General features: G+C 64.5%; 22 protein-coding genes. 2 read left to right on the top strand and 20 right to left on the bottom strand.

From position 1 onward, the window contains the following. The first annotated feature begins 112 nt into the window (after positions 1 to 112). The gene (locus tag AC1D75_RS06815) at positions 113 to 1714 is read left to right on the top strand and encodes a FadD3 family acyl-CoA ligase (RefSeq protein ID WP_495514529.1); all 1602 of its coding nucleotides are present in this window, start codon (positions 113 to 115) and stop codon (positions 1712 to 1714) included. 263 nt (positions 1715 to 1977) lie between these two features. Here the strand turns inward: AC1D75_RS06815 and AC1D75_RS06810 are convergent, their stop codons facing one another. The 17 genes from AC1D75_RS06810 to hpt all read right to left on the bottom strand — a co-directional run bounded on the left by AC1D75_RS06810 (position 1978) and on the right by hpt (position 18593). Next, positions 1978 to 2316: a histone-like nucleoid-structuring protein Lsr2 gene (locus AC1D75_RS06810; protein ID WP_495514528.1), complete on the bottom strand. Its 339-nt coding sequence runs from the start codon at positions 2314 to 2316 to the stop codon at positions 1978 to 1980. A gap of 152 nt (positions 2317 to 2468) precedes the next feature. Further along, positions 2469 to 4004, bottom strand: coding sequence for a lysine--tRNA ligase (lysS, locus tag AC1D75_RS06805; protein WP_495514527.1), 1536 nt, complete (start codon positions 4002 to 4004; stop codon positions 2469 to 2471). Between the two features lie 133 nt (positions 4005 to 4137). After that, complete coding sequence (locus AC1D75_RS06800) at positions 4138 to 4575, bottom strand: hypothetical protein (protein WP_495514526.1); 438 nt, start codon at positions 4573 to 4575, stop codon at positions 4138 to 4140. Positions 4576 to 4756: 181 nt separating this feature from the next. Then, on the bottom strand, positions 4757 to 5572 hold the full coding sequence (locus AC1D75_RS06795; protein WP_495514525.1) for a type III pantothenate kinase: 816 nt from the start codon (positions 5570 to 5572) through the stop codon (positions 4757 to 4759). A 2-nt stretch (positions 5573 to 5574) separates the two neighbouring features. Then, a complete protein-coding gene (gene panD, locus AC1D75_RS06790) occupies positions 5575 to 6015 on the bottom strand; it encodes an aspartate 1-decarboxylase (RefSeq protein WP_495514524.1) in 441 nt (146 codons plus the stop codon). After that, positions 6012 to 6929, bottom strand: a complete 918-nt coding sequence (gene panC / locus AC1D75_RS06785) for a pantoate--beta-alanine ligase (protein ID WP_495514523.1) — start codon at positions 6927 to 6929, stop codon at positions 6012 to 6014. Before panC ends, panD begins: the two co-directional genes overlap by 4 nt. Then, a complete protein-coding gene (locus tag AC1D75_RS06780; RefSeq protein WP_495514522.1) occupies positions 6929 to 7819 on the bottom strand; it encodes a Rossmann-like and DUF2520 domain-containing protein in 891 nt (296 codons plus the stop codon). The genes panC and AC1D75_RS06780 overlap by 1 nt, the downstream gene beginning before the upstream one ends. 219 nt (positions 7820 to 8038) lie before the next feature. Beyond that, positions 8039 to 9097, bottom strand: coding sequence for a DUF6779 domain-containing protein (locus tag AC1D75_RS06775; RefSeq protein ID WP_495514521.1), 1059 nt, complete (start codon positions 9095 to 9097; stop codon positions 8039 to 8041). An 89-nt stretch (positions 9098 to 9186) separates the two neighbouring features. Further along, entirely contained in the window at positions 9187 to 9696 is a 510-nt protein-coding gene (locus AC1D75_RS06770; protein ID WP_495514520.1) for a DUF3180 domain-containing protein, read from the bottom strand. Next, on the bottom strand, positions 9693 to 10238 hold the full coding sequence (folK, locus tag AC1D75_RS06765) for a 2-amino-4-hydroxy-6-hydroxymethyldihydropteridine diphosphokinase (RefSeq protein WP_495514519.1): 546 nt from the start codon (positions 10236 to 10238) through the stop codon (positions 9693 to 9695). Before folK ends, AC1D75_RS06770 begins: the two co-directional genes overlap by 4 nt. Positions 10239 to 10251: 13 nt before the next feature. Beyond that, positions 10252 to 10626: a dihydroneopterin aldolase gene (folB, locus tag AC1D75_RS06760; RefSeq protein ID WP_482135886.1), complete on the bottom strand. Its 375-nt coding sequence runs from the start codon at positions 10624 to 10626 to the stop codon at positions 10252 to 10254. Beyond that, on the bottom strand, positions 10619 to 11503 hold the full coding sequence (gene folP / locus AC1D75_RS06755) for a dihydropteroate synthase (protein WP_495514518.1): 885 nt from the start codon (positions 11501 to 11503) through the stop codon (positions 10619 to 10621). The genes folB and folP overlap by 8 nt, the downstream gene beginning before the upstream one ends. A gap of 20 nt (positions 11504 to 11523) precedes the next feature. Next, entirely contained in the window at positions 11524 to 12126 is a 603-nt protein-coding gene (gene folE, locus AC1D75_RS06750) for a GTP cyclohydrolase I FolE (RefSeq protein WP_495514517.1), read from the bottom strand. Beyond that, positions 12123 to 14471 carry an ATP-dependent zinc metalloprotease FtsH gene (ftsH, locus tag AC1D75_RS06745; protein ID WP_495514516.1) on the bottom strand — a complete coding sequence of 783 codons (2349 nt, stop codon included), beginning with the start codon at positions 14469 to 14471 and terminating at the stop codon, positions 12123 to 12125. The genes folE and ftsH overlap by 4 nt, the downstream gene beginning before the upstream one ends. 217 nt (positions 14472 to 14688) lie before the next feature. Beyond that, positions 14689 to 16380: a PQQ-binding-like beta-propeller repeat protein gene (locus tag AC1D75_RS06740; protein WP_495514515.1), complete on the bottom strand. Its 1692-nt coding sequence runs from the start codon at positions 16378 to 16380 to the stop codon at positions 14689 to 14691. A 262-nt stretch (positions 16381 to 16642) separates the two neighbouring features. Next, positions 16643 to 18004 (bottom strand): amidase, encoded by a 1362-nt coding sequence (locus AC1D75_RS06735; RefSeq protein ID WP_495514514.1) that lies wholly within the window; start codon positions 18002 to 18004, stop codon positions 16643 to 16645. Between the two features lie 10 nt (positions 18005 to 18014). Then, positions 18015 to 18593 carry a hypoxanthine phosphoribosyltransferase gene (gene hpt / locus AC1D75_RS06730; protein WP_495514513.1) on the bottom strand — a complete coding sequence of 193 codons (579 nt, stop codon included), beginning with the start codon at positions 18591 to 18593 and terminating at the stop codon, positions 18015 to 18017. A gap of 291 nt (positions 18594 to 18884) precedes the next feature. On the opposite strand from hpt, the gene AC1D75_RS06725 reads away from it, so the two are divergent. After that, entirely contained in the window at positions 18885 to 19502 is a 618-nt protein-coding gene (locus tag AC1D75_RS06725; RefSeq protein ID WP_495514512.1) for a DUF8020 domain-containing protein, read from the top strand. 13 nt (positions 19503 to 19515) lie between these two features. Here the strand turns inward: AC1D75_RS06725 and tilS are convergent, their stop codons facing one another. The 3 genes from tilS to dacB are packed head-to-tail and all read right to left on the bottom strand — an operon-like array spanning position 19516 to position 22798. Further along, on the bottom strand, positions 19516 to 20484 hold the full coding sequence (gene tilS, locus AC1D75_RS06720) for a tRNA lysidine(34) synthetase TilS (RefSeq protein ID WP_495514511.1): 969 nt from the start codon (positions 20482 to 20484) through the stop codon (positions 19516 to 19518). Next, positions 20463 to 21479: a zinc-dependent metalloprotease gene (locus AC1D75_RS06715; RefSeq protein ID WP_495514510.1), complete on the bottom strand. Its 1017-nt coding sequence runs from the start codon at positions 21477 to 21479 to the stop codon at positions 20463 to 20465. Before AC1D75_RS06715 ends, tilS begins: the two co-directional genes overlap by 22 nt. After that, on the bottom strand, positions 21476 to 22798 hold the full coding sequence (dacB, locus tag AC1D75_RS06710) for a D-alanyl-D-alanine carboxypeptidase/D-alanyl-D-alanine endopeptidase (RefSeq protein ID WP_495514509.1): 1323 nt from the start codon (positions 22796 to 22798) through the stop codon (positions 21476 to 21478). The genes AC1D75_RS06715 and dacB overlap by 4 nt, the downstream gene beginning before the upstream one ends. Between the last annotated feature and the right edge of the window lie 29 nt (positions 22799 to 22827).

Below are 22827 nucleotides of genomic sequence, written 5' to 3'. Positions count from 1 at the left end.
CAAGCACTTGCTCGGTTTATCACCCAAGCAAGTGCTAGGTTTTTGCGACGAAGCCTGTTGCCTCCGGCACAGGTATTAGCCTTTTGAGCAGGTGAGAGCACCGGGAGGAATTATGTCTGTGGGATCGCAGCAGTCAGCAGCAAGCGTGGAGTCCGAAGAAGTGACAACTACGCCGCAGGCATTGATCCGAGCTGCGAGGCTCTGGCCCGACCAGACCGCCATCATCGACGATCAGTGGGGCCAGACGGTGTCGCTCACCTGGTCGGAACTACTGGCGTCGGCGCGCACCTTCGCCACCGCCCTCGCCGAAGCGGGCATCGCCCCCGGCGACCGCGTGGCGATCTGGGCGCCCAACAGCTATCACTGGCCCATCGCCGCCCTTGGCATCCATTACGCCGGCGCCACGCTGGTGCCACTGAACACCCGGTACACCGCCACCGAGGCCCTGGAGATCATCCAGCGCACCCACGCGCGGGCCCTGGTGATCGCGGGCGCGTTCCTGGGGTCCGATCGACTCGGCGAACTCACGGCCGAGGCCGGGGGCGACCTTGCGGCAGCCACCGACCTCGTCGCCACCGTGCGCATCCGCCTGCAGCCCGACGACGAACGCGCGGCCATCGGTATCGACTGGGACGACTTCCTCGAGGCGGCCGCGACCCATGACCACAGTGAGGCCGACCGCAGGGCCGCCGCGCTGGCCCCCACCGACTACTCCGACATCCTGTTCACCTCCGGCACCACGGGGCGCTCCAAAGGCGTCCTGGCGGAGCATCAGCAGACCATCGCCGGATCCGGGGCCTGGGCCGACAACGGGGGTCTGAGCCCCGACGACCGCTACGTCATGGCGAACCCCTACTTCCACACCTTCGGATACAAGGCCGGCATCCTGGCCTGCCTGCTCAACGGGACAACCATGTTGCCGCTGGCGGTGTACTCGACCGACGCCGCCATGCAATTGGTCCAGGACCGCCGCGCGACGGTCTTCCCCGGAGCGCCGACCATCTTTCAGACACTTCTCGACGCTCCTCGCCGCGGCGAGTTCGACCTCTCCTCACTTCGCCTGGCCGTCACCGGGGCGGCCATCGTCCCGGTGGTCCTGGTCGAACGCATGCAGCGCGATCTGGGCATCGACACCGTCATCACGGCCTACGGCCTCACCGAGGCCGGCGGTTTTGTCACCACCTGCACGCCGGACGACGACGACGAAACCGTTGCCAATACCTGCGGACGCCCGTTCCGGGGTATGGAAATCCGGTTGTCGGACAGCGGCGAGGTGCTGACCAGAGGAAAGATGGTGATGGCCGGATACCTCGAGGACCCCGTGTCCACCAAAGAAGCGATCGACTCCGACGGCTGGCTCCACACCGGCGACATCGGGACGATCGACGACCGCGGCAACCTCTCCATCACGGGCCGCTCGAAGGACATGTACATCTGCGGCGGGTTCAACGTCTATCCCGCCGAGGTCGAGCAGGTGTTGTCCCGGATCGACGGCGTGACCGAGGCTGCGGTGATCGGTGTACCGGACGAACGTCTCGGCGAGGTCGGGCGCGCATATGTGTCGGTCGCCCCGGGTGCATCGGTGGACGAATCCTTGATATTGGCAAACGCCCGAGAGAAACTGGCGAACTTCAAGATCCCGCGTTCTGTGGTGTTCGTCGAACAGTTCCCTCGTAATGCGGCGGGGAAGATCTTGAAGCGCGAACTCGGCTAAAGATCCGTGCGCTTTGCGAACTATTCCAGGCCCTCAAACGTTTGCTTCAAGCGCAATCTCGACACGTCGATTAAATGTCGCTGACGCTCAGAAAAAAGAAACTAAAGTGCAAAAGTGATCGCGACGATCATTTCTTTTCTGAGTGTTTACTGTGAAGCGAGTTTTAGCAATTCTCCACCGACACTTGCGAAAGAAAAAGGCGGGCAGTCCGAATACTCGGACCGCCCGCCTTTTCAGACAGTGTCTGAAGTCAACTCATTGAGTCAGTGCGCCTCGTTGTAGGCATCGACAACACCGGCCGCAATACGTCCACGCGCCGATACCGGGTGCCCGTTGCGTCGCGCCCAGTCGCGGATCGCCGCAGTCTGCTCACGGTCGACCGGGGCCTTGCCTGCGACGCTCAGGCCCTTCGGACGCTTACGTCCACCGACCCGACGTGCATGTTCTGCCCACCGTGCGACGTCGTCACGCAGCTTGTCTGCATTCTTCGTCGACAGATCAATCTCATAAGTGACACCGTCTACACCGAACTCGACGGTCTCGTCCGCAATTTTGCTGTCGTCAACATCGTCGACCAGCGTGACCGTAACCTTCTTAGCCATAACACTCCATTCTTGATGGCTCCCCGACATACAAGACGGTTTCTCTGAACACAACTCGGAACGAGCATATTCATGTCGGCCGTCTATTGGCCGACAGCATAGCGCGAATATCTTGTTCGCGCGAATAACACACTAACGAGTTTAGAAAATTATCAATGCTGCGGCTTCACGAGTGGAAAGAGGATCGTTTCCCTAATCCCAAGACCGGTAAGCGCCATGAGAAGTCGATCAATCCCCATTCCGGTACCCGTCGTCGGGGGCATCCCCTGCTCCATCGCGGCAAGAAACTCTTCGTCGAGCACCATTGCCTCGTCGTCGCCGGCCCGCGCAAGCCTGGCCTGGTCGACGAACCGCTCCCGCTGAATGATCGGGTCGATCAATTCTGAATACCCGGTTGCCAATTCGAAACCACGAACATAGAGGTCCCATTTCTCGCTGACACCGGGCTTCGTCCGGTGCTCCCGGACCAAAGGCGACGTCTCGACCGGGAAGTCCCGGACGAAAACCGGTCCCGAGAGCGTGTCCCCGACCTGGTGTTCCCACAGTTCCTCGACGAGTTTCCCGTGGCCATATCCCTTGCCCTGCGGGATCTCGAGCCCCACCCGGGCGCACACCGCCAGCAAATGTTCCACCGTGGTGGCCGGCGTGATCTCTTCACCGAGGGCCTGCGACAACGACGGATACATCTCGACCGAGGTCCACTCACCACTGAGGTCATTGACCGTTCCATCGGCCATCAACGGCTGCAAAGTGCCCAACGCACCGAGCGCGACCTCCTGGATGATCTCCCGGATCATCGTGGCCGAGTCGTCGTAGGTGCCGTACGCCTCATACGTCTCGAGCATCGCGAACTCCGGTGAATGGGTGGAGTCCGCACCCTCGTTGCGGAAGTTGCGGTTGATCTCGAAGACCTTCTCGATCCCACCGACCACCGCACGCTTGAGGAACAGTTCCGGCGCGATGCGCAGGTAGAGGTCGATATCCATGGCATTGGAGTGCGTCACGAACGGGCGGGCCGCCGCGCCGCCGTGCAATGTCTGCAGCATCGGTGTCTCGACCTCGAGGAAACCGCGGCGTTCGAGTGCGGCACGCAATTCTCGCATGACCGCAACCCGGGTCCGGGCCATCGCGCGGGCCTCCGGCCGGACGATGAGATCGAGGTAACGCGCACGCACCCGAGCCTCTTCGTTCATCTCCTTGTGTGCCACCGGAAGCGGCCGCAGCGCTTTCGACGCCATCTGCCAGCTGTCCGCGAGAACACTGAGCTCGCCTCGGCGGGAACTGATCACCTCACCGTGCACAAAGACAAAATCGCCGAGATCGACGTCGGCCTTCCACGCCGCGAGTGACTCCTCCCCAACACCGTTGAGGCTGATCATGGCCTGCAACTGCGTGCCGTCACCCTCCTGCAACGTCGCAAAACACAGCTTGCCGGTGTTGCGGACGAAGATCACCCGGCCGGCGACACCAACCTGGTCGCCCGTGGCGGTGTCGGTCTCGAGGTCGGGATATTTGGCCCGGACCTGCGCCAGTGAATGTGTTCGCGGTACCGAAACCGGGTAGGGCTCGGTACCTGCGGTGAGCATCCGATCCCGCTTTTCGCGACGGATACGCAGCTGTTCCGGCGTCTGGTCTTCGACAGTGTCTGCATCTGTGTTGGTGCGGCCCTGGCCACGGTCTTCGTTCACGCCAACGACCCTATCGGCCGGAGCGCTCCGCGATCCATTCGCCAAGGCCGAGCGTAGACAAACAGTCACAAACCACAGTCACAAACCCCGGCCCGGCTCCGGGCTACGGCCGCCTCCGCCCGGAGCGAAAGGATCAGTGCGCCGAGTAGGCATCCAGCTCGCGCCGGGTGTGCTCGCCGAGCAGACCGGGTGTGACGCCTCGGGCCAATGCCCGCTGACCACCCACGACAAAACGGGCACCGGTGATGCCCCGCGCCTGCAGGTGCCAGGTCAGCATCTCCGCGTCGTGGCCGTCCGCGCCGACCAAGACCCAGCGCTGCGCAGTGCTGGCGCTCGACAAAGAGCCGGACGAACCAGGGGTCAACCGGTCGAGGACGTTCTCGGCGGGAACAGCCAACGCCCCCAAGAGGATTCCGTCGGTATCGCGGACACGCTGGCTGCGGATGTCGACGGCGATCGCACCGTCCTGCAAGGCAGGTCCGAACTGGTCAGCCGAGATGGACAGAGGCGCCGCCGCCGGAGCGGACACGGGAGCAGCGGAAGAAGACAGGGGTGCCGTGAGCACTGACATGATGGGAACTTTCGTGAATGATCGGCGAGGAGATCGCCGGGATCGGACGTACAGGGGTCATCGAGAGGCAATTAGCCCCGACAACACTCCTGACAGCTCCGGATCATCACGGTCGAGATTCTGCCACATCGATTCGGCTCGCACCAGTGGGGACGATCACAGGACTGCGGCCTGCGAGAGATCAACGATCTGACCGTGACTTGCTGCGACTTTCACGCTGCCGCTCATAGACCAGCCGCAGACCGTCCAGCGTCAGCGTCGGTTCGTGGTGCTGCAACGTCTCGCACTCGTCGAACACCAGCGGTGCGAGATACCCCGTGGCGACCACCGCCACATCATCGGCGGGGCCGAATCCGCGGATCTCCCGCCGCACCCGGTTCACCAGTCCATCGACCTGTCCCGCGAATCCGTAGAGGATGCCCGACTGCAATGCCTCGATGGTGTTCTTGCCGACCACACTGCGCGGCGGCAACAACTCCACCTTGCGCAACGACACCGTCGCGGTGGCCAGCGCTTCCACTGCCAGGTCGATGCCCGGGGCGATGGCGCCGCCGAGGAACTCGCCCTTCGCCGAGACCACGTCGACCAGGGTTGTCGTCCCGAAATCGACGACGATGCAGGCCCGTCCATAGGCCGTGTACGCCGCGAGCGCGTTGGCGACACGGTCGGTGCCGACCTCTTTCGGGTTGTCGACCAACAGCGGAACCCCGGTCCGCACGCCGGGTTCGAGGAGAACGTGGGGTCCGGCGCCGTAATACTTCCCGACCATCACGCGCATTTCGCGCAGCAGGGAAGGCACCGTGGACAGGCCCACCACCGACGTGACCTGGTCGACGTCGGCGCCAAGGAGCCCCCGGAGATTCAGTGCCAGTTCGTCCGCGGTCATCCGCGGTTCGGTCCGCATCCGCCAGTCCCGGACCAGACGGGCGTGGTCACCGCGCCCGGAATAGACACCCAGGTGGATGTTGGTGTTACCGACGTCCAGGGCGAGCAGCATGATCAGGCTGTAGCGGAAGACAACGGGGTGGAAGACAATTCGCGCGGATCCAGGAGGCCGCTACCCTCCGGGGCATGTGCCGGGTCGGCACCGAGTTCGAGGATCTTGTTCTGCCCGTCCACGAACACCACGCGCGGGCTGTACTCGAGCAGCTCGCGTTCGTCGAGGCCGCCGTAGGCGATCAGGATGACCAGGTCACCGGGATGCACGAGATGTGCTGCGGCACCGTTGATACCCAGGACACCCGAACCGCGCTCACCCGCGATCGTGTACGTCTCGAGCCGTGCACCATTGGTGATGTCGACGATCGACACCTTCTCGCCTTCGAGCAAACCGGCGGCGTCGAGCAGATCCTGATCGACCGTCACCGAACCGACGTAGTGAAGATCGGCCTGCGTCACGGTGGCGCGGTGGATCTTTGACGTCATCATCGTACGAATCATGGTGTGTTCTCTCCTCTTTCGACGAATCCCGTACCTATCGCGACACCCACGTTGTCGATCAGCCGAGTGCTGCCGATCCGGGCCGCCACCAAAAGCCTGCCGTCACCCTTGTCCGGGGGCGACTCCAAACCCGGTCCGCGTACTTCCAGGTAATCGACCTTGATCTCTGGATGTAGTGCGAGCACCGCGCTGGCCGTGTCCAGAATTGCCTGCACACCACCCGCTGCCGCATAGGCGCCTGCGACCAGGGCCGCAGAAAGGGTCGTGGCCAGCTCACGCTGCGCCGGATCGAGGTACCGGTTACGCGAAGACATTGCGAGCCCGTCGGATTCACGCACGGTCGGCACGCCGACGATGCGGATATCGAGGTCGAGGTCGCGCACCATCTGCCGGATCAAGGTCAGCTGCTGGTAGTCCTTCTCACCGAAGTACGCCTCCATCGGTGCCGCGATGTTGAGCAACTTGAGTACCACGGTCAGCATCCCGGCAAAGTGGGTCGGCCGCGAGGCCCCTTCGAGTTCGGCGCCAAGAGGACCCGGATGCACGGTGGTCCGAGGGCCGTTCGGGTACATGTCCGAGACCCGCGGTGCGAAGACCAACTCGACCCCGGCCGCGCGCAACAGATCACAGTCCGCATCGAACGTCCGAGGGTAGGCGTCGAGGTCTTCGTCGGCAGAGAACTGCAGCGGGTTCACGAAGATCGAGGTGATGACCACGGCATCACCCTTGGCCTTGGCCGCCCGGATCAGCTCGAGGTGACCGGCATGCAGCGCGCCCATCGTCGGAACCAGTACCACCCGTTTACCGGTCGACCGCAAGGCCCGGCTGATCTTGTTCAGCATCGCCGGATCGCGGTGGACGGTCAATTTACCTGCCGTATATGGCTTTTCAGACGTCAGGTCAGTACCCGGCATCAGTGCTCACCTCCGAGGAGCTCGATCAGATCAGGGGGTGGATCGGTGTACGCGGCGGCGCGGCGGGCCATCGCCCGGTATCCGTCGGCGATGGCGGGGTCTGCTGCGGTCAGCGCGTCGAGATGGCGGGCCACCGCAGCGGTGTCGCCGCGCTTGACCGGCCCGGTCAGCGCCGCAGGACCCATGTGCAGGGCATTGTCGAGGGCTGCGGTCAGCAGCGGGCCGAGGAGTCGTTCCGGCCGCACGTCTTGTCCGTCGAGGACCTTGCGGAGGGCGGCTGCGGCGTCACAGACCAGTGCCACGAGATGATTTGCACCGTGCGCCAATGCCGCGTGATAGAGCGTCCGGTCGGTTTCGCGGACGTGGACCGGCTCGCCACCCATCTCCAGCACCAGGGACTGTCCGATCGCCAGACCTATCTCGTCGGCGGCGGTGACCCCGAAACAGCAGTCGTTCAGCCGGTCGGTGTCCTCTCCGGTACCGATGAAGGTCATCGCCGGATGTAGGGCCAGCGGCAGCGCTCCGGCGTCGGTGAGGGGGTCGAGAATGCGGACGCCGCTGGCTCCGGCGGTGTGAGCGACAATCGTGCCCGGCCGAACCGAACCCGACGCGGCGAAATCAGCGATGAGCAGCGGAAGTTGATCGTCGGGTACTGCCAAGATCAGCAGTTCGCACCGTGCCGCGACGTCACGGGGAGCAAGGATCTGCGATTCGGGAAGTCGTTCCGCGGCCCGACGCCGCGACTGCGGCGAAGAAGCTGAGACCGCCCCGACCACGTGCTCGGCGCGTTCGAGCGCCTCACCGATGGTTGTGCCCACACGGCCCGCCGACACGATGCCCACCGATAGGCGGGCAGGCGCGGGCCAGTTGGTAATCCCGGTCGAGGTCACCGATGTCCTCCATCATTCGTTCCAGTCCCACCGATCCCGTCCAACCGGAGGAAAAGATCACGGTCGGATGAGTCGGATTCGGGTACCAGACGTCTCGCAGCGAGGATAGATCCCGCAGCGTCGAAACCGCCAACCGCTGTGATCGGCCTCACCGAAAGGCAGGGCGGCCGCGGGGCCGGAACCGGCCGGCGCGGCCGATCGCCCGGAAAGCGATCTGACTCAGTCGCGGCGGCGACGGCGCCCTGAGCTGGGAGAAGAACCCGCAAAGCCCTGGAGCAGTTCCGAGACCGAACGGCCGGATTCATGAGCACCTGAGTGATCGGGTGAATCTTCCCCCTCGGCTAGCAGAGCCTCGGGGATGCCACCCTCGGGCGGTGCGACTTCCCATTCGTCGGTCGGGTTGTCGTCGGCAAAACCTTCGGGATCCGCAGCGTCCTCGGCGGGCTCATCAGCACGACGACGCCTGCCCGAGGCACGGGGTTCGGACTCCGACTCCGAGGCCGGTGCGGCAGGGCTGTCATCGGCCGATTCTTCGACAACCTCGGCGACGAGCTCTTCCTCGTCCTCGGCCTCGACCTCGGCCGGTTCGGAGGTGGCAGGCTCGGGATCGGCGGGCAATGGCTCCTCGGCGGCGATCACCGGAAAGACCTCGGTCACGTCACCTGCACGCGGGGAGTCGTCGGCAGGCGGCGCAGTGGACGCAAAGTCCTGTTCGGCAACCGCGCCGTCATCGACGAGTCCACTCGGGTACTCGGCAAACCCGGAGGCGTACGCGGCATCCGGGCGGTTGAGCCAACTGGATCCGTTCTCCAGCTCGGGTAGCTTCTCGCGGAACAACGCGATGCGATCCTCCGGCAGTTCGCCGAGGATCTGCTCCAAACTCTCACGAAGCGACTGCAGCTCGGTCTTGAGCGCGGCGAGTTCGGAGCCGGATTCGGCGCTGACCTCGCGGCGAACCTGGGTCTCGACACCGAGTTCGTACTGTCGGCGGGCGGTGATCTCGCGCTCGAGCTGCAATTCGTAGACCAGTCGCAGATCACGGGCCTTCGCGTCCGCGGAATCTGCGGCGCGGCGGTATTTGGTCACCAGGATGGCGCCGATGACGGCAGCCCACAGGGCGGTGATGACGGCCAGCGAACCGGCAACGCTCATCTCCGAGGTGATGATCATGAACACGCTCGAGCCGAGAGCGAGCAGCAGCAAAGCGCCGAGCAGCCATTGGCCCGGACCACGACGAGTCCTTCTGGCGTCAGCCGAGCGGCCAGCGGAGGTGGTCATGGGGCAAACATACCGGGCTGCGGCGAACGAATTCGCCATCTCACCCGGCAAGTCCTGTTATAGACGGTCATGATGATTGTCACCGCCGATCAGGCAGGGAGGTCCTCGGACGGATCATCGGGCGCACGGCAGCAGTATTCGAGCCACAACGCCGCCACCGTGAGCAGGACTCCACCGATCAATCCGACGATCGCGCTCGGCAGGTCCTCGCGGGCTGCGGTCAGCTCACCTTGTCGCGTCAGGAGATAGACGAGCGTGCCCGCCCACACACCCGTCGCGAGCGCACCGAGGATCGCCGACGCCTTGGCCAGTGCCAGAACGCGGGCCGCGGTGATCGGATGTAACTGTCCGTGGTGCGCCCCGACCTCACGGTCTCGGACGCGCGAACGGACAACAAACGCGATCACAACCTCAAGTGCAGCAAGCAGATACAGCACCACACCGGCGAGCAGTGGCAGCGGTGGCATCGACCCATAACTGACGCGGACCAGCAGGAACACCACCACGGCGACAACGGCGGCCAAGGCCGACAGATCACGGAACCGGGTCGGACCCATCTTGCCGTCATCGGACTGCTGACGCGGATTTCGCCGGTTCATCGGCCCGTATCCGCCCCGTCGCGCCCGGCGACAGCAAGTTGCCGGTCGGTGCGGTGCACACCGGATCGTTCGTCGTCCGGTAGTGCCGCAAGCAGTTCGGCCACCGGGGTCGCTGCGCCGTCATGCCACAAAGTGGCCGACGGGTCGACGTCCAGCCACGGGATCAGGACAAACGCACGCGAAGATGATCTCGGATGCGGCAGCGTCAGGATCGGATCATCAGAGATGACTTCGCGGCCCGCACTGGTCACCGAGATGACGTCGACATCCAGAGTTCTTGGACCCCAATGCTGTTCGCGGATCCGCTGCGCCTGTTGCTCGAGCTCCTGCCCGGCGGCCAGCCAATCGACGGCCTCCCGGTTCGGATCATCGACCACAACAACAGCATTGAGGAAGTCCTCCTGCTGCACGCCACCCCAGGGCGCGGTCGAGTAAACGGCGGAGGTCGCCACCACCACATCGGCGAGCCCATCGCAGACCGACTGCAGATGTGCCATTCGATCCCCGATGTTGGAGCCGATCGAGAGCACCGCACGGCTCACGGTGTCGCCCCACTCATTGCATGCCCTTACGGGATCGCCTCGCGACCACCGCGACATCGTCGAACGTCAGCGGGATCGGCGCCGACGGCTTGTGAAGCGTCACCTCACACGCCGCCACCTGCTCGGTTTCGAGCATCACCGTGTCGGCGATCTCGGCGGCCACCGTCTCGATCAGATTCCGCGGGGTGCCCGCGATGATGTCGTGGGCGGTCTGAGCCAGTGCGCCGTAGTCGACTGTGTCGGCAAGGTCATCGGTGGCCGCGGCGACACGTGAGTCGACCCACAGGATCACATCGACGATGAAGTCCTGGCCGTCGGTGCGCTCATGGTCGAACACGCCATGGTTGCCCCGGACCTTCAACCCGCGCAACTCGATTCGGTCAGCCATTGCGCCCCTTCGTATCAACTTGGTCGTTCACAGCCGGAGATCCACCGGCGTTCCATGCCTTCGCAACAGCGATGGCATCGCGGCTCGACGCCACGTCGTGCACCCGAACGCCCCACGCGCGGTGGGCCGCAACCAGCGCACTGAGTGCAGCCGTGGCCACTTCCCGCCCCGCAGGCGGCCTCGGATTGCCGTCGGCGTCGGCAAGAAGGGTCCCCAGGAAACGTTTGCGGGACGCCCCGATGAGCACCGGGAACCCCAACTCCATCAACTCGGGTAGACGCTGCAACAACGCCCAGTTGTGTTCGCCCGTCTTCGCAAAGCCCAATCCGGGATCGAGGATCAGGGCACCGGGGTCGACACCGGCCTTCACGGCGGCGTCGACCTGTTCGAGGAGTTCGATTCTGACCTCGGCCACCACATCGCCATATCCGGCAGCTTTACCCGAATGCGCCCAGTCGGCGTCGGTCGGCCGCCAGTGCATCAGGATCCAGGGAGACCCCGATTCCGCGACGACCTTGGCCATGTCGGGATCGGCGCGACCACCGGAGACGTCGTTGATGATGCCCACCCCGGCCGACAATGCGGCCTCCGCGACCCGGGCCCGCATCGTGTCGACCGACGTCACGATTCCGCGCGCCGACAGACCTTCGATCACCGGCCTGATGCGCGCGATCTCCAGATCGGAGTCGACCCGCTGGGCACCCGGTCGCGTGGATTCGCCACCGACGTCGATGATGTCGGCGCCGTCGGCCACCAGAGCAACACCGTGCTCGATGGCCGCGTCGACGTCGAGGTACCGACCGCCGTCCGAGAACGAATCAGCGGTTACATTGACCACGCCCATGATGACCGTGTTCACGGCGCCCGAACCCTTCATGACGGCACTGTCTTGCAGCACTAGCTCTTTCGGGAAATCAGATCCAGTGCTTCTCCACGCGAGATCGCACTGGTCTTGAACTGCCCGCGGACCGCCGAGGTGGTGGTCGTGGCGCCCGGCTTACGGATACCGCGCATCGCCATGCACAGATGCTCGGCCTCGATCACCACGATGACACCGCGCGGATCGAGCTTCCGGACGATCGCGTCGGCGATCTGCGTGGTGAGCCGCTCCTGGACCTGCGGCCTGCGGGCATACAGATCGACAACCCGAGCGAGCTTCGACAGGCCGGTCACCTGACCGCTGGCACCCGGGATGTAGCCGACATGCGCGACACCGTGAAACGAGACCAGGTGGTGTTCGCAGGTCGAGTACATCGGGATGTCCTTGACCAGGACCAACTCGTCGTGACCGACATCGAAGGTGGTCGCGAGGACCTCATCGGGATCGGTGTGCAGACCGCCGAACATCTCCTGGTAGGCACGGGCCACGCGGGCCGGAGTCTCCTTCAGCCCGTCGCGCTCCGGGTCCTCACCGACAGCAATGAGAAGTTCTCGAACAGCGCGCTCGGCACGCTCAGCATCAAAAGGGGCAATCGCGGTGCAGTCTTCGCGGTACGTCATTGTCCATTCTGTCCGGTTGAGGGCGGCCGGCCGTTCTGACCTTCATCGCCCTGGCCGCCACCGTTGTGCCTGCCGCCATTTCCGTCACCATTGTGATGTCCGTTTGCCGGAGGCTGACCATAAGGGTTCTGCGGCTGTGCATAAGGATTCCCTGGTGCCTGCGGGTAACCGCCATTGGGGTACCCACCACCGGGTAGCCCGTTCGGCTGACCACTGTTCGGGGCGCCACCGCCCGGGGAATCGGCGGGGGGCCATCCCGGTGCCGACCAACCGGCCGGAGCACCGTAATCAGGACGGGTTCCACCGGGAGCCACACCCGGCTGCGGTGCCGGCTGTTGCGGATACTGATGACCCGGTCCGGGCTGCGCATGCGAACCCGTTTTGGTCAGCTCCGGCGCCTTCGGGGCCTCGGGCGGCCACGGCTCGCCGCGTTCCTTGGCGAGCTCACCGGGAGTCTTGACCGGGGGCTTGTCACTGGGGGTCCGCTCACCGAAGTCGTTGAACGTGGTGATGCGGGGACGCTTGGAGACCTTGTCGAAGATCTTCTCGAGGTCCTTGCGGGTCAGCGTCTCGCGTTCGAGCAGCTGGGTCGCGAGTTCATCGAGGGTGTCCCGGTACTCGGTGAGGATGGCCCAGGCCTCGGTGTGCGCGGCCTCGATCAGGCGACGTACCTCGTCGTCGATCTCGCTGGCAACCTCGGGCGAGTAGTCCGCGTGCGAACCCATCGACCGGCCCAGGAACGGGTCGCCCTGCTCCTGGCCATAACGAACGGCGCCCAGTCGGGCACTCATGCCGTACTCGGTCACCATCGCTCGGGCGATCTTGGTCGCCTGATCGATGTCGGACGACGCTCCGGTGGTCGGCTCGTGGAACACCAGTTCCTCGGCAGCACGCCCACCCATCGCCATCACCAGACGAGCGATCATCTCCGACCGTGTCATCAGGTCTTTGTCCTGCTCGGGCACTGCCAGCGCGTGTCCGCCGGTTCGACCGCGGGCCAGGATCGTCACCTTGTAGATCGGGTCGAGATCGGGCATCGCCCACGCGGCCAGTGTGTGTCCACCCTCGTGGTACGCCACGATCTTCTTCTCGTGTTCGCTGATGATCCGGCTCTTACGACGCGGACCACCGATGACGCGATCGACCGACTCTTCGAGGAGTTCAGCGGTGATCGTGGTGCGGTTTTCGCGAGCCGCGAGCAATGCGGCCTCGTTGATGACGTTCGCCAGGTCGGCGCCGGACATGCCGGGGGTGCGCTTGGCCAGACCGTCGAGGTCGGCGTCGGCGTCGATCGGCTTGCCCTGGGCGTGGACGTTCAGGATCGCCCGACGTCCGGCCATGTCGGGGTTGCCGACCGGGATCTGGCGGTCGAAGCGGCCCGGACGCAGCAGCGCCGGGTCGAGGATGTCGGGACGGTTGGTCGCCGCGATCAGGATGACGCCCGAACGCTCGCCGAATCCGTCCATCTCCACCAACAGCTGGTTGAGGGTTTGTTCGCGCTCGTCGTGACCACCGCCGAGACCGGCGCCACGCTGGCGGCCGACCGCGTCGATCTCGTCGACGAAGATGATGCAGGGACTGTTGTTCTTGGCCTGCTCGAACATGTCACGCACTCGCGAGGCACCGACGCCGACGAACATCTCGACAAAATCAGAACCGGAGATCGTGAAGAACGGGACACCGGCCTCGCCGGCAACCGCGCGTGCGAGCAGCGTCTTGCCGGTTCCGGGAGGGCCGTAGAGCAGCACACCCCTGGGGATCTTGGCGCCGAGTGCCTGGTAGCGGGCCGGGTTCTGCAGGAAGTCTTTGATCTCGAAGAGTTCTTCGACGGCCTCATCGGCGCCGGCGACATCCGCGAACGTGGTGGACGGCATGTCTTTGTTGAGCTGTTTGGCCTTGGACTTCCCGAAGCCCATGACACCGCCCTTGCCACCACCCTGCATCCGGCTCATCACGAAGAAGAACAAACCGAACAGCAAGACCAGCGGCAGGATGAAGATCAACATCTGCATCAGGAACGAGTCTTTGTTGACGTTCGTCTGATACGTCGCACCGGTGTCGTTGACGCGATTGAAGATCTCTTCGGTGGCCTGTGCCGGGTACTTGGCCGAGATCTTCTTCTCACCGTCGGTCTGACTCGGATCCTTGATCGTCATCCGCAGCGTCTGCTCGCGGTCGTCGATCTGCACCTCGTCCACGTTCTTGGTGTTGAGCTGCGTCATCGCCACCGAGGTGTCGACAGCCTTGTAGTCACGATTGTTGTCCCGTAGCAGGGTCCAACCCCAGATCGCGAGCACGATAACGGCCACGATCGCCAGATTGCGAAAGACAGTCTTACGGTTCATTGAGGTGTGTCAGCCGAGACCGAGAGCCACGTCTGTGGCTTTCGCTGTGATTTCGGCGCGTCCTTCCAGTCGGGATATCTGAGTTCTCAGGCTACCCGTCAACGATTCACCATGGTCAGGCGTTCCCTACGAGCGCAATCGCAGGTGCCCGGCGTCGGTTACGCAGCTGGGATCACCACGCGCGGTTCGACGGCCCCTGTGGAATTGTGCACCGCTATCAGCCACTCGTTGGCAGACCGGCCGGAATCCAAAGGTCCAGCGCCCGGAATCCGTTGAAGCGGAGGTCGAGTAGCAGCCCACCGGACGTAAGCGTTCCGGCACTTGTACTGAAGTCGGAAATCAGCTCCCGATCCCCCATCTCGGCACTCATGACCGGGGGTACCTGGCCATCGGGTGTCGCACCGGGACCGGCCAGTGGCTTCATTGCACCGGTTCGAACATCCACGCTCATCACCCAGGCACTACCGTGCGCGAAGGCCATGAACAACGCAGTGTCACCCACCGAGGTCATGTAGTCGACTGAACCGATCCATGATTGATCGACGACCCACCGCTGGGCGCCACCGACATCGAGGCCCTTGAACGACAGATTGTCGGAGTCATCCCTGATTGTGTTGATCTGCCACCCGTTGGTCAGGACGAACTCGTTCCTGACTCCCGGCCGGTTCCAAGGATTGCTACCCAGAAGCCGTCCCGAGGACAGTTCGTAACTGGTCACCGTGTCTCGATCGGAGACACTCACCACGGGCCCGATGTCGCGGATTCTGCGGGGCGACTCCTGACTCCACCTGACCACGCCGGACGCCAGGTCGATCCCGCCGATGCGATTCACGATTCCGTTTTCGTCCTCGCACGTGAAAGGGATGACCCCGCTGAAGCTGTCCTCACGAATCAGTCGGCCGGGCCCACACACCTTCTCGGTATCCAGCGTCCACGCAGTTGTCCCGGTCCGAGCATCGAGATAATTCATCCCGGGGCGTTCCTCAGACCTCGTTCGGTTGCTATCCCACAGCACCTTTCCGGTATCGGCGCTGTAGGCCTCCGTCAAACCCCCACGTCCGACCGGTTCCCATTTGACCACGACAACCGAACCGTCTTCATAGCTGTCCACGTCGTCGACGATCACCGACATTCCGGGTTTCGAGATGCGCCAACGTTCGGGCCCACCGAACGTGTCATACGCGCGCAGCACTCCGTCCTTCACGACGAGCACTCCCGCCGCCGTCAAAAATGTTGAGCCGTCGTAGATCCCACTCGCGTTCTGCACCCGGTTCACGTCCAACGCAGATGCGGGCGGACCCATCTCCATCGAGTCGCCTAGCTCGACCACGTCCACCGCACCGAGCGGCCGTACGCTCGCCAGCACCACAACCGTCGCCACCAGTCCCGATAACGCAGCGGTGGCGTAAACCCCACCCAGAGTGGGGTATTGATTGCTCGATCGTTCACGGAACTCGGCGATGGTCAGGGTCGCGATCGACAAAACCAGCATGACGGCCGAAACACACACCACCACGAATCCGACCGACCCGGGCCAATCGATCAGGTGCGGTTTCACAAACCACCAGGAACCGAATACCCACATCGTGACCACGATGGGCGCCAACGCCGCAATCCACGACAGGACGAGGCTGATGGTGCGCCGTATCCGACTGTCGTTCGGCGCAGCACTCAAGGTGATGGCGGCCGCCCCGATCACGACATAGGCACCGAGCGACCACTGAAGCAGGGTCACGATCGCACCGGCGAGATCGTCGGGATCGGAGCTCACGCTCACGTAGTCGGCAAAGTCGGACGTGAGATAGGTGAGCGCAGCCATCACGTACATGAGACCTGCGCACAACATCAGGCCGTATGCCGTGGCCCGAATCGGATTGCGGAACAGCGACTTCAGCCAGCTCGTACTCATCGCTTCACCGCCGGCATCACGATGGCGCGATCGCCGGTGCGCTGACCACCGAAATCACGACCAGATCAGGGATCACCGCCTGCGTGATTGTCCGTACCCAGCCGTGCCGCACCGCGACGTTCTCCCCCATCGATCCCCGCCCTCGCTCGCGTTGTCCCGAAGGGTTGGACGCAAAGAGGACCAGAACGGTTCCGGGAGAAATCCGCCCGTATTTCTCACGCCCGTCGGTTTGCAACCGAGCGGAAGTGAGGGCAGTGAGCGGTCAGAAGCCGGGTGCGACCCTCTGCCAGGGACGGGCGCTTTCGATCTGGGCAGCCAAGGTCAGCAGGCGTGCTTCGGATCCTGGCCTGCCTGCGAAGTGCACGGCAAGGGGCGTGCGGGTGACCGGGTGAACGCCGAACGGTACCGACATCGCCGGCCAGCCCAGGAGGTTGAACAGCCCGCAGAAGGGTGCGTAGCTGACGTTGGCCCACATGTTCGCGGCCCAACTCGCCGAACTCCATCGCTTTGCCTGCGGCGGCGACGTCGCCAATGCCGGGGTCAGGAGCACATCGGCCTTGTTGCGGTCGAGGTACGCGAGGACTTTCTTCTCGACCTTGTCGACCTGACTGTCGTTCACCAGATCGAAGCGGGTGACACTCCGCCCGAGCGACGTGTGAACTTTGCTGCGACGCTGCAGCTTTTCCAGATCCCCGCCGGCCGCCTCGATGTCATCGGCATCCCCGGCCGCACCGGCAAGCCATCGCGTCAGCAGGGGCATCGGATTAGCGGGATACGGCAGGTCGGCATGAGGCACGCGATGACCGAGATCGGCCAGCAGGGAACTGCAGCTCTCCTGCGCCTGTGCCCAATGTTTGTCGGTCTTGCCGACGGTCAGGGGAAAGTTCTCGGCGACGACGATTCCCAGCGATCCCGGCTCCGTCGACAGACCCGCCTCTGCCAGATCTGGTTTGTCGGCCATCACCGAGAGCATCAGTGCCGCGTCGGCGACCGTCGTGGCCAGTGGCCCGTTCTCACTCATACCGAACCAGCCGTTGCCACCCAGCTCGGACGGCACCACGCCCCGCCCCGGTTTGAGGCCGAAGACTCCGCAGTCCGCCGCCGGGATCCGGATCGAGCCCAGCCCGTCGTTGCCGTGGGCGATGTCGACCTGCCCGCTCGCGACCGCGGCCGCCGCTCCGCCCGACGAACCGCCAGGGGTTCGCTTGGTATTCCACGGGTTACGCGTAATGGTGGTCGGATTATCCGTGGTCGCCCACATACACAATTCCGGAACTGCGGTGGTCCCGATGACAATTGCCCCGGCCGCACGCAATCTCCGAACAACGGTGTGATTGGTCAACTGCGGTGCGCGACTGGTGGCCTGCGATCCGACCGTCATGATTTCACCGGCGACCGGAATATTGTCCTTGATCGCCACCGGCACACCCGCCAACGGCAATTCATCAAGTTTTGGATGCGCGGTCAAAACCTCGGCTTCGGAAACAGCACGATCCGCCCGGACCGCGACAAAAGCACCCAGTTCCCGATCGCGTTGTGAGATCCGGGCCAGCGCCTCCCGGGTGACCTCGACTGGGTCAAGCCGTCCCGCGCGTACTCCGGCGGCGGTCTGAACTGCAGTCATCGATCACCTTTTAGTCTGTGTAGACGGACGGGTGCAAGCGGCCGACGTACGGCAGGTCGCGGTAGCGCTCGGCATAGTCGAGACCGTATCCGACGACGAACTCGTTGGGAATGTCGAATCCGACGTCCGCCACATGTACGTCCGCGCGGACCGCATCTGGTTTGCGCAGCAGTGTGCACACCTCCAGAGACCGCGGCCGGCGGGTACGGAGGTTCTTGATCAGCCAGGACAGGGTCAATCCTGAATCGATGATGTCTTCGACGATCACGACGTCGCGATCGTTGATGTCGCGGTCCAGGTCCTTGAGAATCCGCACGACGCCCGACGACGACGTCGACGAGCCGTACGAACTCACTGCCATGAACTCGAGCTGCGATGGGATGGGTAACGCCCGGGCAAAATCGGTCATGAACATGACCGCACCCTTGAGGACCCCGATGAGAACGAGGTCGTCCGGAGCGTCCCGGTAGCGCGAGGCGACAGTCTCGGCCAGCTCGATCGTCCGCTGCCTGATCTGCTCCTCCGTGACCACTACCGCTTCGATGTCATTGCCGTATGGATCACGCTGCGCCGTCACAAGGACCATCATGCCTCAAACGCCGTGGCAGCAATTGCAGGGGGCAACAACCCGCCAAAGCATCACGAGTACACCGAACGGATGATTTCCACCATCGAGAGTTTTTCGCAATCACAGTTTTGTTTTACTGATTGCGCGCGACACCGAAGCACACAAGATCCACGAGCCGTTTCGAAATACGGTCAGGGGGAGCGATCGGCGAAAGTCGGACAGCTTTCGGTTGAATCGAAACTGGGCACGTGGCGAAATCAATCACCTTTCGGGTGACGCTTCACACCCGCCCAAAACCCTCAGGACGTACCCATGAAACGCAGAAATGGATTCATCGCACTCATTGCATCAGCCGTCACCGCCGCCGGCTTCCTGACAGCGATACCGGCAAATGCCGCACCGGCCAATGACATCAACTATCAGGCCGACATCGTCGGGGGCGACCAGATCGTCCTTTCGACAGACATCGGCTCACTGCGAACCAGCGACGGTCAGCTGGAGATCGTCGACGCCACCGGCAACGTGGCGGCCACCGTTCCGCTGTTCTTCAACCTCGACGACCAGCAGTTCCCGATCGCGGCGAATGTGGACGGCCGCACGGCCACCCTCACACCGGTTGTCGACCCGGCCGCGGCCACGCCGGTCGCCGCGCCCACGACCCGAGAAGAACGTGATTTACAGGCGCTGGAGAAAGTCGGCACCTACGTGTCGGTGTCCGTGGCGATCGGCGGATTGGTCGGCACCATCATCGGCGCCGGGATCGGTTGCGTGGTCGGACTCCCTGCCGCCGCAGTCGGCTGCCTCCCGGGTGCCGTCACCGGAGCCGGTATCGGCGGCGTCCTCGGCACCATCGCAGTCGGCGGACCCACCCTGATCGGCGCTGCGATCGAATACTTCAACACGGTCACCGCGCCGTGGCCCCCTGCCTAACGATCTCGTAGCCTCAGCGTTCGCGGCGCTCGACCACAAGTCGGGCGCCGCGCCGCGTCACCTGGGTACGAAACTGCGGCCGGCCACCGATCGCCACGGCTCCCTGGCCTCGCCACCGCATGACCAGCGCGTCGACTGCCTGAACCACGGTGTCGGTGGGCTCGGTCGCCCCGTTGGCCAGCAACCATCGCCGTAGTAGGCGCAACCGGATCGCGGCGGGCAACCCCGCGAGGGCACCACAATCCACCTCATCACCGTCGATGACCGCGGCGTGGTCGTCGACCAGGCCTTCGATCAGATCGACGTCGAGTTGAAGCTGCCGGGCGGTCCGCGCCAACGCTTCGGCGACGCCACTGTGCAAGACCTCGTCGAGCAGTGGCATCACCTCACGCCGCAACCGGACGCGGGTGAAGCGCGGATCCCGGTTGTGCGGATCTTCGTACGGGGTCACATCGAGTTCGGCGCAGGCGGCCACCGTCACCGAGCGTCGTACACCGAGGAGCGGCCGCCCGAACGGGGGCGCCCACGGCCGCATCCCCGCCACGGACCGGGGGCCTGACCCGCGCGCGAACCCCAGCAGCACGGTTTCGGCCTGGTCGTCGAGTGTGTGACCGAGAAGGACCGGTCGATCGGCGCGATGCGCCTCGAATGCTGCATACCGAGCCCGCCGGGCCGCCGCTTCCGGTCCACCGGCACCGGCAACATCGACCCCGACGATCACCGGTTGCGCACCCAGCGCCTCTGCCATCGCCGCCGCCCTACCGGCGACCACGTCCGAACCGGCCTGCAAACGGTGGTCGACGACCAGGGCCCGCACGTCCAGGCCCGCCCGCACGGCGGCAGCGGTCAGCGCGGTCGAATCAGGACCTCCGGACAACCCGACGCACACCTGCGGATCGGCCAGATACTCGCAGGCGAAATCCTTGACCGCCCTGGTGATCTCGGAGATCGCCCCGGAGTTCACAACACGCGATCGATCCACGCCCGAGGGGTTTCGATCTCAGCGGGCCTGGGCATCGTCTCCGGACCCGTCCAGATCGCATTGAAGCGGGTCATGCCGACCGTCTCGACCACTTCGTCCACAAACGCCTTGCCCCGCGTGTACTGGGCGATCTTCGCGTCCATGCCCATCAGCGTGCGCAGCAATCGCTGCACCGGGTTCTGCGGCTTGGCCCGACGCTTGTCGAATGCGGTGCGAATCCGGTCGACGGTCGGCACCTTGGCCGGGCCCACCGCATCCATCACATGGTCGGCGTGACCTTCGAGGAGCGTGCCGAGCATCATCATCCGGCTGAACGCTTCGTACTGCTCCGGGGACTGCAGGAGCTGCATCGCGCCGACGATTCCTTTTTCCCTCGGGAGATCGCTGCGGAGCGCCGAGCTGATCCGCGACACCATCTCACCGGCGGACTCGGTGTCCTCGGACGTGAGCGCCTCGACGTTCGACTGCATGTAGTCGCGCAACCAGGGGTTTGCCGAGAACTGCACCCGATGGGTCACCTCGTGCAGGCACACCCAGAGCCGGAAGTCCGCCGGTACCACCCGCAACCCACGTTCGACCGCGATGATGTTGGGCGTCACCAGCATCAGGACGCCGTCGTGTCCACTGATCGGATCCGGGGTGAATGGGTCGTACTGACCCAGGATGGCACTCGACAACAGGGCCAGCAATCCACCGGCCTGCAGACCCGCGATTCGTCCCGTCACCCCGGGCTTTTCGTCGGGTTCACCGGGGTCGAGCATCGCCGACATCGACAGCGCCGCCGCCTCGATCCATTCACCGCGGTCGAGCACCCGCGCTGCGGGCACCGGAAGTCCGTCGGCAAGCCCGGTGACCTCCCGAACCGGCACTTCGGACGCCACTGCCGACGCCGCCAGTTCGCTGCGGGCGGCATCGGCTGTGTAAGCCGTGGTCAGCGGACCGGACCGGGCGATCTTCTTGCCCACCGACGCGGCGAGCTGCCAATCGATACTCATCGACAACCGCAATCACGCAAGGTCGCGGCGACCGCGTCGAGCGCGGGCCGGGCCTCGGACGGCCCGGTGCCATTGGACATCAGAGCAAAACTGAGCACGCGTCCTTCTTTCGTCTGCACCACACCGGCCAACGCACTGGCGACCGTCAATGTTCCGGTCTTTGCGCGGATCCACCCGGCACCGTCGACGTTCTCGAGAACAAAACGCTCCGCCAGGGTGCCGGTCGCACCGGCCACCGGCAGCATGTCCAGCAACGGCCGCAGCTTCAGCTGGGCTGTGCCGGCTCCGGCACCGGTCACCTTGTCGAGCAACCCGGCCGAAATCCGGTTGTCCTCTGATAGGCCGCTGACGTCTCCGAAGACCGTGCCATCCATGTTGAAACCGTTGTCACTCAGAACTTTTCGAACAGCCTCGATACCTCCGGCCAGCGTCGGCCTGCCACCGATCGCCTTGGAGATCTCGATGGACGTGGTCTCGGCGAGCACGTTGTCGCTGGCACGCATCATGTCCCCGAGCCGGGTCACCAGGGGCGCCGACGTGACGGTGGCGATCACGGCACCGCCGGCCGGAGCGGTCGCCTGGACCACGGGGTTCTCGACGCCGAGCGCCGCGGCCAGCGCCGTCCCGGCGGCCAATGCCGGGGTCGGGGTCCGCGGCGAGTCGATCTCCAGCGGATCGATTCGTCCGGAATCGGCGATGAGCGATTCGATCGGTGTGATGTTGCCGTCGGCGATGTCCACCGGATCCCAACTCGACGCCATCGTCGGACCGGAGAAGGCACCGGTGTCGACCGCCACCGAGGTGACATCGATACCGGCCTTCTCGATCTGATCGGCGAGCGCGGCGATCCGCGGGGCATCGGTGAAGAACGTCTGTTGCCCTTCGGGCTGCGCGGAAAGCGTCGGGTCGCCCGCTCCCACCAGGATCACCTGTCCGTCGGCACCGGCAACCACCGTGGTCGAGATCCGCTGATCGTGCGGCAACGCCAGCAGGGCGGCCGACGTGGTGAGGATCTTGATCGTCGACGCCGGCACCATGGGGCGGTTGGGGGTCTGCGACCAGAGGGTCTGCCCGGTGAGCGCATCGGAGACCTCACCCGACAGATCACCCAGACCCGGGTTCGACAACACCTCCGTCAGGGCGGCAGCGATCCCGGCCGACGTGGGTAGTGGCGCATCGGTGGCCACCGGACTGATCTGCGGGACAAGCGACACCGGCGACGGCTGCGCGGAGGCACCCGCAGGCAGACTGTTGTGCTTCTCGTCCACACGCAACGCGATGACGAGCACAATCGCCGCGACGACGATCAACACAACCACCGGTAGAAGCGTCCACAGGAGCCCCTTGC

The sequence above is a fragment of the Williamsia sp. Y712 genome (assembly GCF_059445525.1).
Note: the sequence above shows the minus strand (reverse complement) of the source record. Positions and strands in the feature narration are given on the sequence as shown.